A 13865-nucleotide genomic window follows, 5' to 3' on the forward strand; every position below is an offset into this window, starting at 1 on the left:
AACCGCTTCGCACTTTTGCTGGAAATGCTCTAAATTGCAATCAGCACTTCATCTTTGACCGGCTTGATGGTCAGCGCAGTGCGCACTGAATCCACATTCGGCGTTGAAGTCAGTTCTTCAATCACAAAAGTCTGGAAAGCATTGAGGTTCGGCGCAACGCAATGCAGCAGGAAGTCAGATTCGCCGGAGACCATCCATGCGCGGCGTACCAGCGACCATGATTTGGTTTTCTCGGCAAAAGCTTTTAGTTCGCTGTCTGACTGATGTTTCAGGCCGACAGAGCAGAATGCAACCAGATCCTGACCAACGGCCTCGCCTTTGATAATGGCCTGATAGCCCTGAATAATGCCGCTTTCTTCCAGCTTGCGTACACGACGCAGGCATGGCGGTGCCGAGATGCCGACGCGTTCCGCCAGCTCGACATTTGTCATCCGCCCGTCATTTTGCAGTTCCCGCAGAATTTTCCAGTCAATATCGTCAAGATCAACCTTAATCGGCATAGGAACTCCATAAGAGAGGCAATAAAAAAGCGGTGAACTGCCACGGGGCAGCATGAAAGTCGTTTGTATGCATAAAGCAATTATATAACAACAATGCAAGGCATCACGCTATTGGCGGCATTTCCAAGAATTGCTTTAGAGTCTCTGCATTATAACATGAATGGAAAAATGAGAATGGTTAATTGAAATTATCAACCATTCTGCGTCATTTTCTTTTTAATGCTCAGATCAGTTTTTCGTGAACAATGCTGTTTACCGTACCCAAAAGGCACGGGTGAACAGAATAACGACGGTGATCAGCTCGAGGCGCCCTGCCAGCATGAGGTAGCTGAGCACCCAGAGCGCATTGTCGTTGATGGTTGAGAAGTTTCCTGCAGGGCCAATGGTTTCGCCAAGGCCGGGCCCGACATTGGACAAAGCTGTAAGTGCACCGGTAAAGGCAGAGACGAAATCCAGCCCGAAAATCGCCAGTGCCATTGTGCCGAGCACCAGCGAGGCGAAGTACAAAAACAGATAGAGCAGGGCGCTTTGCGCAATATCGGGTGTGATTTCTGATGTGCCATAGCGGGCTTTTACAATCGCATGTGGCATGACCAGACGGGTCAGGCTGGCCTGCGTAGTGCGCCACAAAATGATGATACGGTTGATTTTCATACCGCCGGATGTCGAACCGGCACAGCCGCCGACGAAAGAGGCGAGAAAGAACACACCGACGGCCGCAGGCCCCCAAAGCGTATAATCTTCTGTGGCAAAACCGGTTGTGGTGATCACGGAGATGAAGTGAAAGCCGGCGGTCAGCAAAGCGGTGCCAAACGGCATGTCGGAGCTGATCCGCAGCAGAACGGCGAGACCAAAAGTGAAGATCGCAATCAGCGCAAGAAATAGCTTGATCTGCGGGTCAAGCAGATTGGGCATTTGCTGCGGAATGACGGCTTTGATGTAGAGAATAAACGGTAAAGAGCCGAGGGTCATAAAGACCATGGCCACGATCAGAATGGCATTATTGCCTTCAAAGAAGCCGAATGAAGAATCATGGGTTGAATAACCGGCCGTGGAAATCGTTGTCAGACCATGATTGATCGCGTCGAACATGCCCATACCGGCAGCAAAGAAGGCCAGAATGCAGAGGATTGTCAGGCCGCAATAGGCGATAATAATGCCAATAGCCAGCTGGTTAACGCGCGGCAGAATTTTCTCTGATTTATCGGACGATTCCATATGGAAAAGCTGCACACCGCCGATACGCAGTGATGGCAGCAGTAACAATGCCAAACCGATGAACCCGATACCACCGATCCAGCAAAGCAGTGAGCGCCAGATTAAGATGCCGCGCGGCATCTGATCGAGGCCGGTGAGGGCGGTGGAGCCGGTTGCCGTAATACCGGAAGTGGATTCAAACAGCGCTGTCGCAAAGCTGATCGGCAAATGCGAGAAATAGAACGGGATGGAGCCGAGCAATGCGGCTGTTACCCACAGGGATACAGTGAGCATAAAGCCGAGGCGTGGTGAAAACCGCACCTGACTGTTTTGTGTGGAAAGAAAGACCAGAGAGGATACGACTGCGGTAAACAGTGATGAACGGATGAAAATCAACCAGTCCGGCGTTCCGTCGCGCAAGTCAAAGATCGCAGGAAATAACATGGCCACCGCCATGATCATGCCTAAGCGCGCGCAGATATTACTGACAAAACGAAATATGATCCTGCCCTCTCGGCTGTAATAATTGTTTCCTGCACACGGGACTGCTGACCTTGGTGCTCCGCAAGCAGAAATGCCCGCTTGCGTATAAAGCAGCACAGGATTTGCATCTTTATAGGAAAACTATAAGAACCTAGCAAAAAATTTATGCATTTCCTATGGGGCACTCATACAAAAGCGGGTTTGTGACTTCTCAGAAACACCCGTTCATATTTTCACGGCCGGTACAAACTTGCCTGTGATTAAGCCTGACTTCAGCTTGTAATCGCAGACTGCGAAACCTAGTTTCACAGTATCGCTGCACGGCATGCCCTTAACCCATGTCACAAGCAGTCAGAAAGTTATGCGGAAAGAGAAGAGTTTATGACACAGCGCCATGTTCCAGTCCTCATTATCGGTTCGGGCCCTGCCGGTTATACGGCGGCCATTTATGCAGCCCGCGCCATGCTGAAACCGGTTATCATTACCGGACTGGAGCAGGGTGGCCAGCTGATGATCACGACGGATGTTGAAAATTATCCGGGCTATGCCGAAGCTGTGCAGGGCCCGTGGATGATGGAACAGATGGCCAAGCAGGCAGAAAATGTCGGCGCTGAAATCGTCTATGATCTGGTATCGGAAGTTGATCTTTCCAAGCGTCCGTTTACAGCTAAAACCGACAGCGGTGCTGTTTATACCAGTGACGCGCTGATTATTGCGACCGGTGCGCAGGCCAAATGGCTGGGTCTGGAAAGCGAACAGCATTTCATGGGCGGTGGTGTGTCTGCTTGTGCAACCTGTGACGGTTTCTTCTATCGCGGCAAAGATGTGATTGTTGTCGGCGGTGGTAATACTGCTGTTGAAGAAGCGCTGTATCTTTCACATATCGCGAAATCGGTGACTGTTGTGCATCGCCGTGACAGTTTCCGTGCGGAAAAGATTTTGCAGGAACGCCTGTTGTCGCGTGAGAATGTAAAAGTGATCTGGAACCATGCGGTCGAAGAAATCACTGGTAATCCGGCAACGCCGCCAATGGGGCCTCTAGTGACTGGTGCGCGTTTGAAAGACACAGTGAGCGGCGCGATCACTGAGGTTAAAACAGATGGTGTATTTGTCGCAATTGGTCACGCTCCTGCGGTGTCATTGTTCAAAGATAAGCTGAAAATGAAGGATAGCGGTTATTTGTGGACGGCTCCGGACTCAACAGCGACCAGCATTGAGGGGGTTTACGCTGCCGGTGATGTGGCTGATGATATTTATCGTCAGGCTGTGACTGCTGCTGGTATGGGTTGCATGGCCGCGCTGGAAGTTGAGCGTTGGCTGGCAGCACAGCCGGTTGCCTGATCTGTATAAAGGTTAAGTTCGCAAATAAACTTGGCCGGTAACTGATATTTCCTGCGGTTGCTCTTTAAAGTTGCCACAAAATTTTGTTGTTTATCTTGTGGTAGTTATTAGCTGATTCTGATTTATTGTCGGATATTAGTATGAAGTGAAATGGGAAGTGCAGGGCGGATGACCGCATTGTGCCGGAGGATGAAAGGCAATGTCCGTTTAAGTGATAACGGGCATTGCATGAAAAGGGGATCGTGTGGTGGCACCACTTGACTGGGATAAGCTACGCATTTTTCATGCCGCTGCTGAGGCCGGCTCGTTTACCCATGCGGCGCAGACATTGCATTTATCGCAATCAGCGATTTCGCGTCAGGTAAGCGCACTGGAGCAGGATGTCGGTGTGGCGCTGTTCTATCGTCATGCGCGTGGCCTTATTCTGACAGAGCAGGGTGAAATCCTGTATCGTACAGCACATGACGTGCTGATGAAGCTTGAAAATGTTCGCTCCAAGCTCAATGAAAATCGCGAGAAGCCTTCCGGTCGCCTGCGTGTTACGACAACGGTGGGTTTGGGTTCCGGCTGGCTGATTGAGCGGATGGAAGAATTTGCTGATCTCTATCCTGATGTTCAGGTTCAGCTGATCCTCGATGACGAGGAGCTGGATCTGACAATGCGCCATGCGGATTGCGCTTTGCGTCTGCGTCAGCCGCAGCAGCCGGATCTGATCCAGCGCAGACTGTTTACCGTACATATGCATGTTTATGCATCGGAAGGTTATATTGCCAAATACGGTAAGCTGAATTCGATAGAAGAGCTGGATGAGCACCGTATCGTGACATTCGGTGAATCTGCGCCGTCTTATCTGATGGGGCTGAACTGGCTGGAGACTGCCGGTAAATCCGATGGCGGTGAGCGCATTCCGACATTGCAGGTGAATAATTTGCTGTCGATCCGCCGCGCAGTGCTCGGTGGCGTTGGCATCGGTGTTTTGCCGGATTATATGGCAGATAAAACATCCGGTCTGGTGCGTCTGTTACCGGCCTTGGGAGAGATTCCTTCTTTCGATACATTCTTCTGCTATCCGGAAGCGTTGAAGAATGCAGCTAAGCTGCATGTGTTTCGTGACTTTATTTTCTCCAAAGCGAGAAACTGGTCGTTTTAAAAACGAAGAAAACAGTCTCAGAAAGCCGGTTTTACCGGCTTTTTTTGTGTTTAAAGGGCTGAAATACGCATCTGTGCAAAGAAAATTGTTTCAAGATAGGGAGCTATTCGAAAATGCATAGCTGCTCTGCAATATCGTCCGTTGTGATATCCGGTATAAAAAGGCATATACAGGACATCTTAGTGATGCGTCTCCTCCTCCCATTGCGCATCCTAAGTGTTCCCCTCGAAGGCTTGTCCATATGACGCCTTCAAAATTCCAAGCCGGGCTTATGTCCGGCTTTTTTTTGTCTAAATTTTTGTCTGTACATACACTGTTTGATATGCGGTGTGCTAGAGCGGCTTACGTTCATGTCGGGTTGCAATGCTCACTCTAGATCCTTTAGTTTGTCGCATTATCCCTGATTGTCCAGCTTGACTTTGAAATGCGCTAACCTGTCGGCATTGTTGTGGCATTTATACTAGTGCCCTTATCGATAACCTGCATAAAGAAAAACTCCCGAACGGTGCGTACCGTTCGGGAGTTTTAGATGCTTTAGCAATAACGCGGATTAGCGCAGGGAAGCACAGAAGCGCTGAATGCGGATGCAGGCTTCTTCAAGCAGAGCTTCAGAAGTTGCATAGGAGATACGGAAGTTTGGTCCGAGACCAAAAGCCGAACCGTGCACAACCGCTACGCCTTCTGCTTCCAGCAGTTCGGATACGAAATCTTCGTCTGTTTCAATAACCTTGCCCGATGGGGTGGTTTTGCCGATCAGGCCTGCACAGGAAGGATAGACGTAGAATGCGCCTTCCGGTGTCGGGCAGGAAATGCCGTTGGCCTGATTGAGCATGGAAACAACGAGATCGCGGCGACCCTGGAAGATTGCCTTGTTGGTTTCGATGAAATCCTGCGGGCCGTTGAGTGCTTCAACCGCTGCCCATTGGGAGATCGAGGATGCGCCAGAAGTCTGCTGACCCTGCACCATATCCATGGCTTTGATCAGCTCCAGAGGGCCTGCTGCATAACCGATACGCCAGCCGGTCATAGAATAGGCTTTCGAAACGCCATTCATGGTCAGTGTGCGGTCATAGAGCTTTGGCTCAACCTGCGCAGGGGTCATGAATTTGAATTCGCCGTAAACGAGATGCTCATACATATCGTCGGTCAGAATCCAGACCTGCGGGTGTTTCAGCAGTACATCGGTGAGCGCTTTGATTTCGCTTTCCGAGTAGGCTGCACCGGTCGGGTTGGATGGCATGTTGAGGATCAACCACTTGGTTTTTGGCGTGATCGCTGCTTCCAGATCAGCTGCCTGCAGCTTGAACTGGTTATCCATTGTGGTTTCAACAGTTACCGGTGTTGCGCCGCACAGAGCAACGATTTCCGGATAGCTGACCCAATAAGGCGCAGGGATGATCACTTCATCGCCCGGATTAAGAGTTGCCATCAATGCGTTGAACAGGATCTGCTTGCCGCCGGTACCAACGATTGTCTGTTCCGGTGTATAGTCCAGACCGTTTTCACGCTTGAACTTCGCAGCAATTGCCTTGCGCAGCTCAGGGATACCGGAAACCGGGGTATATTTGGTTTCGCCGCGGGTGATCGCGTCGATTGCAGCTTTTTTAATATTCTCAGGGGTATCAAAATCCGGCTCGCCTGCGCCAAGGCTGATAACATCTTTGCCCTTGGCTTTCAGCTCACGTGCTTTCTGGCTGACAGCGATTGTGGCAGATGGTTTTACGCGGGACAGTGCGTCGGCGAGGAATGCCATGATCATTACTCCTGAATGGAACTGGCGATCCGGCTGATAAGCCGGAAAATAAAGGAAAACTTAAACAATACGCAATCTCCTCAACTGCGCTTATTCAAGCGTTGTAACCGGTGACTGAGCAACCGCTATAACGCGTTGTTGAACCCTTCGCGAACGCAGATTGATCTGGTCGCATAATGTATCCGGAGAAGTGACAGTGAATACTGTTTTATGCCGGTGGGGAGCAACGCTGATATAGAGCCGGACTGTTCAGACAGAGGCTACAGCTTTATGTCGCAAAGCCGGAGAAAGTGCAAGGAAAGCTTTTAGGTAGCAGATTATTTGCGGTGATTTAAACGGGATTTAAGGCTAAAAGAAAAGGCGGGTAAACCCGCCTTTTATTCGATCCCAGATTGTCAGTCAGTGTGACCAGAACGCCCTGTATCTCAACCCTGAGCCGCATAAATGCAACTCTGAACCTATTGCAAATTACATTGCAACGAGGTTGTCGGCAGATGAACGACCAGAGCGGCGGTCCTGCACGATTTCGTAAGAGACTTTCTGGCCTTCATCGAGCTGAGCCAGGCCAGCGCGCTGTACAGCGGAGATGTGAACGAACACGTCTGTGCCGCCCTGATCAGGCTGAATAAAACCGAAACCCTTGGTCGTGTTGAACCACTTAACTGTTCCCGTAGTCATGGGAAATTCCTTCAAGTTCATAGTAAATTCAGGTTCACCCGTGAAGGCGTTCCCGGTGGATCGAAGTAATTGATGGAAGATGATGAGATGCAAGGCGTTGCCGTGCGGGCCGCAAAATCACTCGACCGAAAATTCGATGAAGTTAACATATGCGACATTATTGACCAATACAAGGCGGGCGCTCACGAATTCTCGCATGAGGTGAGAATAATTTTTTGAGTTATATCTGTAACTTGCAGGATTATTCACATCAGACAGCGTTTGGAGAGCTAATTTATTTTCTTAAAATGCGCTCTGATTTTAAAGTGTCGGAGCGAGTTTTGTGGGGCAGGTCTGTCACAGAGCGCTCTAAGAAAAAAGGCAGCCGGTGAGGGCTGCCTTTCTGTATTGGTCATTCATCCAGCCTTATATCAGGCTTTCTTGAAGTAATCCTGCAGTGGGCGAACTTCGAGAGAACCGGCCTTGAGGGCGGCGATTGCTTCCGACACAGCTTCAGCACCGGCCATAGTGGTGTAATATGGCAGCTTGTGCATCAGAGCGGCACGACGGATCGACTTACTGTCGGAAACCGCGCTCACACTGTCTGTTGTGTTGAAGACGATGTGAACCTGACGGTTGCGGATGGCGTCTTCAATATGCGGGCGGCCTTCCTGAACCTTGTTGATCTTGGTGGCTTCGATGCCCTGTTCAGCCAGATAGCGCTGTGTGCCGCCGGTTGCCAGAATTTTGAAGCCGAGATCAGCCAGACGCTTAACCGCCGAGACGATGCGTGCTTTGTCCTGATCACGAACGGATACGAAGAGTGTACCATCGCGTGGCAGGTCAACACCGGCGCCGAGCTGCGCTTTTGCGAAAGCCAGCGGATAGTCATAGTCGAGACCCATGACTTCACCGGTCGAGCGCATTTCAGGGCCGAGCAGGGTGTCTACGCCCGGGAAGCGGGCAAACGGGAACACGGCTTCTTTAACGGCGATGTGGCGCTGTGCTTTCACGTCCGGCTTGCCGCCATAGGCTGCGAGTGCCTGTTCAAGGCTTTCACCGGCCATAATGCGTGCTGCAACCTTGGCAATCGGTGTGCCGTTGGTTTTAGCAACGAAAGGCACGGTACGCGATGCACGCGGGTTGACCTCGAGCACATAGACCACATTGTCTTTGATCGCATATTGCACGTTCATCAGGCCGCCGACATTGAGCGCCTTGGCCATAGCAATGGTCTGACGTTCGAGTTCAGCAACGATTTCATCGCTCAAGGTGTGAACCGGCAGGGAGCAGGCACTGTCACCGGAGTGAATGCCGGCCTCTTCAATATGCTCCATGATACCGGCAACATAGGCATCTTTACCATCGCAGAGGCAGTCCACATCCACTTCGATTGCATCGGTCAGATAAGTATCAAACAGCAGCGGGTTTTTGCCCAGCAGCGTGTTGATCTGGCCGGTTTTATCGTTCGGATATTTGGCTTTAATATCTTCTGTCACCAGTTCAGGAACGGTTTCCAGCAGATATTTCTGCAGCATACGTTCGTCATGAATGATCTGCATGGCGCGGCCACCCAGAACATAAGACGGGCGAACAACCAGCGGGAAGCCGAGGTCGCTGGCAATCAGACGTGCCTGCTCTACAGAATAAGCAATGCCGTTTTTCGGCTGGTTCAGGCCGAGCTTGATCAGCAGTTTCTGGAAGCGGTCACGGTCTTCAGCCAGATCAATCGCATCCGGTGAGGTGCCGAGGATCGGAATATTGGCTTTTTCCAGCGCATTGGCCAGTTTCAGCGGGGTCTGACCGCCGAACTGTACGATAACGCCGTGCAAAGTGCCTTTTTCCTGCTCTTTACGCAGAATTTCGATTACGTCTTCATCGGTGAGCGGTTCGAAATACAGACGGTCTGAAGTGTCATAGTCTGTCGAAACCGTTTCCGGATTACAGTTGATCATGATCGCTTCATAACCGGCATCGCTCAGTGCGAAGGCCGCATGGCAGCAGCAATAGTCGAACTCGATACCCTGTCCGATACGGTTAGGGCCGCCGCCGAGAATAACAACCTTTTTGCGTGTCGATACACCGGCTTCGCAGGCATCACCTGCTGCAAATGGTGTTTCGTAGGTTGAATACATATAGGCGGTCGGGGATGCGAATTCCGCAGCGCAGGTATCAATACGCTTGAAAATCGGATGCACGCTCAGATCCGCACGATGTTTGGCAACATCTTTGGCATCTTTGCGGATAAGACCGGCAAGGCGGCTGTCCGAGAAGCCCATGGCTTTCAGATGACGCATATTTTCGGCATCCTGTGGCAGGCCGTGTTCGCGTACGCGTTCTTCGGTCGCAACGATTTCAGCCATTTGCTCAAGGAACCAAGGATCGATTTTGCAGGCTGCGTGAATTTCATCCAGCGGCATGCCAAGGCGCATCGCCTGAGCAACCATACGCAGACGATCCTGCGTCGGTGTGCCGATGGCAGCGCGGATTGCGCTTTTCTCATCGCCGTCTTCGATATTCGGAATAGCGATTTCATCAAGACCGGTCAGGCCGGTTTCAAGGCCGCGCAGAGCTTTCTGCAAGCTTTCCTGGAAAGTACGGCCGATGGCCATAACTTCACCAACCGATTTCATTGCGGTGGTCAGGACATTGTTGGCGCCCGGGAACTTTTCGAAAGCGAAGCGCGGGATTTTGGTGACAACATAGTCAATGCTTGGTTCAAACGAAGCTGGTGTTGCACCGCCGGTAATATCGTTTTCCAGCTCATCCATGGTGTAGCCGACAGCCAGCTTGGCCGCAACTTTAGCAATCGGGAAGCCGGTTGCTTTGGAAGCCAGAGCGGATGAGCGCGATACACGCGGGTTCATTTCGATAACGATCAGACGGCCGTTTTCAGGATTAACCGCGAACTGTACGTTTGAGCCACCGGTTTCAACGCCGATTTCACGCAGAACTGCAATCGAGGCATCGCGCATGATCTGATATTCTTTATCAGTCAGCGTCAGGGCAGGGGCAACAGTGATACTGTCACCGGTGTGAACGCCCATCGGGTCGATATTTTCGATCGAGCAGATGATAATGCAGTTGTCCGCTTTATCGCGCACAACTTCCATTTCGTATTCTTTCCAGCCGAGTACGGATTCTTCGATCAGCACTTCGGTGGTTGGCGAAGCATCAAGGCCGCCTTCTACGATTTCAAAGAATTCAGAGCGGTTATAGGCAATGCCGCCACCGGTGCCGCCAAGGGTGAAGCTCGGGCGGATAATCGCCGGCAGACCAACATGATCAAGCGCCTGCGCTGCCATAGCCATAGCATGGGTCATATAGCGCTGCTTGCGATCAGTTTCGCCGAGCTGCCATTCGGTTTCCAGCTTGTCGAGGGCTTTGTCGAGATCGTCGCCGGAGAGTTTAGCTTTCAGCTCTTCACGTTTGATCTTATGCGCTTTGCGATCTTCGTCTTTTACATCCGTGGCATTGGCCAGCATGGATTTAGGTGTTTCGAGGCCGATTTTAGCCATAGCTTCGCGGAACAATGCGCGGTCTTCAGCTTTATCAATGGCTTTGGCGTCGGCGCCGATCATTTCCACATTGTAGCGGTCAAGCACGCCCATGCGTTTCAGGGAAAGCGCTGTATTCAGTGCTGTCTGGCCGCCCATGGTTGGCAGCAGGGCGTCCGGGCGTTCTTTGGCAATGATCTTGGCAACAACTTCCGGTGTGATCGGTTCAATATAAGTTGCATCTGCCAGATCAGGGTCTGTCATGATGGTTGCCGGATTGGAGTTCACCAGAATGATCCGGTAGCCTTCTTCTTTGAGGGCTTTACAGGCCTGTGTACCTGAATAGTCAAACTCACATGCCTGACCGATAACAATTGGTCCCGCTCCGATAATCAGAATCGATTTGATGTCTGTGCGTTTTGGCATGGCTCTATCCTGTGTTTAGCGCTTATTTGGCTCTGCGACAAAAGCCCGAACGGTAAGACCGTCGGGTTCAGAGGCTGTATGATGCGTCTGGGCTAAGCGTGTCTTATAGGTAATCAATCCACGGAAAGTAACCCCTTAAATGCGATATTTGCGAGAAAAACCGAGTTTATAACAAATCTTATTGAAAATTGACCGGCTTGAGAGCGGTTTTAAAATGATCTGTGTTTGAACTTGGCTAAATTACACCACGACAGAGTAGCTGGCACGGCTTTTCCGCTTTATTATGGCTAACACGGAATTGTGAAAAATAAGGAGAGCGCTGATGCGCTGGCAAGGTCGCGAAGAGAGTGACAATGTTGAAGATCGTCGTGGTAATGGCGGAGGTTTAGGCCGTGGTGGTATGCGCGGCGGCGGTCTCGGCGGCCCCGGCTTTCGTGTTGTAAAAGGCGGCGGCGTCTCCGGTATTGTGATTATGGGTGTGATCGCGCTTGTTCTGTGGATGGCAGGCATCAATCCGCTGCCGATCCTGTTCGGCGATGGTTCGATCCAAAGTACACAAGGTTCCGGCAGCTATTCTGGCGGCGGGGCAACCGCTCCGCGCGCCGATGATGAAGCTGCTAAGTTCAGCCGTGTTGTGCTGAAGGAAACCGAAGAAGTCTGGAGCGGTATTTTTCAGGCTGCCGGTCAGACTTATAAAAAGCCGGTTTTGGTGTTGTTTGATGGTCAGGTTAAATCCGCATGCGGTTTTGCCGGAGCTGCCTCGGGGCCGTTCTATTGCCCGGGTGATAGTAAAGTTTACATCGACCTGAGCTTCTATAATGAGCTGGATAAGCGTTTCGGTGCTTCAGGTGATTTTGCCCATGCCTATGTGTTGGCGCATGAAGTCGGCCACCATGTTCAGAACCTGCTGGGTATTCTGCCGAAGTTCAACCAGATGCGTCAGAGCATGAGCGAAGCGCAGTCCAATGCCATGTCTGTACGTGTGGAGTTGCAAGCGGATTGCTTTGCCGGTGTCTGGGGTAAATATACCGAGCAGAAAGGTCTGCTGGAGCAGGGCGACCTCGAGGAAGCTCTGAATGCCGCTCATCAGATCGGTGATGATACCTTGCAAAAGCGTTCGCAGGGTTACGTGGTACCGGAAAGCTTCAACCACGGTACTTCCGAGCAGCGCGCCAAATGGTTCAAACGCGGCTTCGATACCGGCAAGGTTGATGCCTGCGATACCTTTAACAACCCTGTGTGAGTATTCGGGCGCTGACGGTTTGCAAATGGCGCTTTTCTCGACTTCCGGTGCTCACGTACACACGGCACTGCACGTCCAATAGGACGTGCAGTGCCGTGATCTTTAAGGCTGCATAATCTAGTCTTTCATCAGCCGATGAAAGGATTATGCAGGGTACGCTGCGCTCCGGTTCTCGAGATTACCATTTTCGCCATGTCATCATCCCGAATACAACGCTGCGCTTGATAGAAAAATAAGAAGAAATGAAAAAGGCCGGTGAAAATCACCGGCCTTTATTGTTTGTGTAATGTTTAAATTAAGCCGCGTCGCGTTCCGGCAATGGTTCCTGACCTTTGCGTGCGCGGATCAGGTTGATAAAGCGACGGAACAGGTAGAATGAATCTTCCGGACCCGGTGATGCTTCCGGATGGTGCTGTACCGAGAAGACTGGCTTGCCGATAATGCGCAGACCGCAATTGGTGCCGTCAAACAGCGAGATATGTGTTTCTTCCACACCTGCTGGCAGGCTGTCTGCATCCACTGCAAAGCCGTGGTTCATCGAAACGATTTCAACTTTACCGGTTGTATGGTCTTTAACCGGATGGTTGCCGCCGTGATGGCCCTGATGCATCTTCACAGTTTTGCCGCCTGCTGCCAGTGCCAGCATCTGGTGACCGAGGCAGATACCAAACAGCGGAATGTCGGTTTCGATCAGCTTCTGGATAGTTGGTACAGCATATTCACCGGTAGCAGCCGGATCGCCAGGGCCGTTGGACAGGAATACGCCGTCCGGATTGTGTGCCAGAATATCTTCTGCCGATGCTGTTGCCGGAACGATCGTTACTTTACCGCCGAGATCAGCAAACAGACGCAGAATATTGCGCTTGATGCCGTAGTCTACAGCCACAACATGGAACTGCTCCTCAGCCTGATTGCTGTAGCCTTCGTTCCAGACCCATGACTTTTCTGTCCATACGGAAGACTGGCCGGATGTCACATTCTTGGCGAGGTCGAGATCAACCAGACCAGCCCATGCAGCCGCACGTTTTTTCAAGGCCGGAATGTCGAAATTGCCGCTCGGATCATGAGCGATGACAGCATTGGCTGCGCCTTTCTCACGGATCAGGGCGGTCAGTGCGCGTGTATCAATGTTGCTGAGGCCGATAATGCCGTGCTGTTTCAGCCATTTGTCAAAATCCTGCGTGGAGCGGTAGTTTGACGGTGAGGTAATATCGGCTTTGAGAATGGTGCCGACTGCACCGGAGCGGCTGGCCGGATTGAGGCGCTCGCTGTCTTCTTCATTGGTGCCGACATTGCCGATATGCGGGAATGTGAAAGTTACGATCTGGCCTGCATAGGACGGATCTGTCAGAACTTCCTGATAGCCGGTGAGGGAGGTGTTGAAGCAGACTTCCGCTTCAATCGCACCGACTGCGCCGACGCCTTTGCCTTCGATAACAGTGCCATCTGCCAATACGAGAACAGCTGTAGGCTTGGAGGTCGTCCAGGGTGCAGTTTTCGGTGTGGTTTCGGTCATAAAGGCACTCCTGATCAAAATTGCGCGCTGTGCTGTTGAGCATGTTGCGTCCGGAGCCTGCTGGATGGCCGGCGATCTGAACGGCAACTATGTATTATATGT

Annotated in this window: 9 protein-coding genes; 3 read left to right on the forward strand and 6 right to left on the reverse strand. The window is 51.5% G+C overall.

The genetic code is table 11. From position 1 onward, the window contains the following. Positions 1-29: 29 nt before the first annotated feature. Both DFR47_RS12135 and DFR47_RS12140 read right to left on the reverse strand, forming a co-directional pair. Positions 30-500: an Lrp/AsnC family transcriptional regulator gene (locus tag DFR47_RS12135; protein WP_113944686.1), complete on the reverse strand. Its 471-nt coding sequence runs from the start codon at positions 498-500 to the stop codon at positions 30-32. A gap of 252 nt (positions 501-752) precedes the next feature. Beyond that, a complete protein-coding gene (locus tag DFR47_RS12140) occupies positions 753-2153 on the reverse strand; it encodes a TrkH family potassium uptake protein (protein ID WP_113944996.1) in 1401 nt (466 codons plus the stop codon). 408 nt (positions 2154-2561) lie between these two features. Here DFR47_RS12140 and trxB point away from each other — a divergent pair, with 408 nt between their 5' ends. Together trxB and DFR47_RS12150 are read left to right on the forward strand one after the other, a co-directional pair. Beyond that, positions 2562-3521 carry a thioredoxin-disulfide reductase gene (gene trxB / locus DFR47_RS12145; RefSeq protein ID WP_113944687.1) on the forward strand — a complete coding sequence of 320 codons (960 nt, stop codon included), beginning with the start codon at positions 2562-2564 and terminating at the stop codon, positions 3519-3521. A gap of 244 nt (positions 3522-3765) precedes the next feature. Next, positions 3766-4671 (forward strand): LysR family transcriptional regulator, encoded by a 906-nt coding sequence (locus DFR47_RS12150; protein ID WP_113944688.1) that lies wholly within the window; start codon positions 3766-3768, stop codon positions 4669-4671. Between the two features lie 550 nt (positions 4672-5221). On the opposite strand, the gene DFR47_RS12155 is transcribed toward DFR47_RS12150, so the two are convergent. From DFR47_RS12155 to carB, 3 genes are all read right to left on the reverse strand, one after another. Then, positions 5222-6424, reverse strand: a complete 1203-nt coding sequence (locus tag DFR47_RS12155; RefSeq protein WP_113944689.1) for a pyridoxal phosphate-dependent aminotransferase — start codon at positions 6422-6424, stop codon at positions 5222-5224. A 468-nt stretch (positions 6425-6892) separates the two neighbouring features. Then, entirely contained in the window at positions 6893-7102 is a 210-nt protein-coding gene (locus DFR47_RS12160; RefSeq protein WP_113944690.1) for a cold-shock protein, read from the reverse strand. 410 nt (positions 7103-7512) lie between these two features. After that, positions 7513-11004 (reverse strand): carbamoyl-phosphate synthase large subunit, encoded by a 3492-nt coding sequence (carB, locus tag DFR47_RS12165; protein ID WP_113944691.1) that lies wholly within the window; start codon positions 11002-11004, stop codon positions 7513-7515. A 322-nt stretch (positions 11005-11326) separates the two neighbouring features. Between carB and ypfJ the strand changes: the two genes are divergently transcribed. Continuing rightward, entirely contained in the window at positions 11327-12247 is a 921-nt protein-coding gene (ypfJ, locus tag DFR47_RS12170; RefSeq protein ID WP_113944692.1) for a KPN_02809 family neutral zinc metallopeptidase, read from the forward strand. Positions 12248-12542: 295 nt separating this feature from the next. Here ypfJ and carA read toward each other — a convergent pair whose 3' ends face one another. Continuing rightward, positions 12543-13763: a glutamine-hydrolyzing carbamoyl-phosphate synthase small subunit gene (gene carA / locus DFR47_RS12175; RefSeq protein ID WP_113944693.1), complete on the reverse strand. Its 1221-nt coding sequence runs from the start codon at positions 13761-13763 to the stop codon at positions 12543-12545. Between the last annotated feature and the right edge of the window lie 102 nt (positions 13764-13865).

Source organism: Pseudochrobactrum asaccharolyticum, assembly GCF_003314995.1.
GTDB lineage: Bacteria > Pseudomonadota > Alphaproteobacteria > Rhizobiales > Rhizobiaceae > Pseudochrobactrum > Pseudochrobactrum asaccharolyticum.

Excerpts from the sequence above, each read along its gene's own strand:
- carA (WP_113944693.1), bottom strand. The coding sequence starts at position 13,763 with ATGACCGAAACCACACCGAAAACTGCACCCTGGACGACCTCCAAGCCT.
- DFR47_RS12140 (WP_113944996.1), bottom strand. The coding sequence starts at position 2,153 with ATGGCGGTGGCCATGTTATTTCCTGCGATCTTTGACTTGCGCGACGGA.
- ypfJ (WP_113944692.1), top strand. The coding sequence starts at position 11,327 with ATGCGCTGGCAAGGTCGCGAAGAGAGTGACAATGTTGAAGATCGTCGT.
- trxB (WP_113944687.1), top strand. The coding sequence starts at position 2,562 with ATGACACAGCGCCATGTTCCAGTCCTCATTATCGGTTCGGGCCCTGCC.
- DFR47_RS12155 (WP_113944689.1), bottom strand. The coding sequence starts at position 6,424 with ATGGCATTCCTCGCCGACGCACTGTCCCGCGTAAAACCATCTGCCACA.
- DFR47_RS12160 (WP_113944690.1), bottom strand. The coding sequence starts at position 7,102 with ATGACTACGGGAACAGTTAAGTGGTTCAACACGACCAAGGGTTTCGGT.
- DFR47_RS12135 (WP_113944686.1), bottom strand. The coding sequence starts at position 500 with ATGCCGATTAAGGTTGATCTTGACGATATTGACTGGAAAATTCTGCGG.
- carB (WP_113944691.1), bottom strand. The coding sequence starts at position 11,004 with ATGCCAAAACGCACAGACATCAAATCGATTCTGATTATCGGAGCGGGA.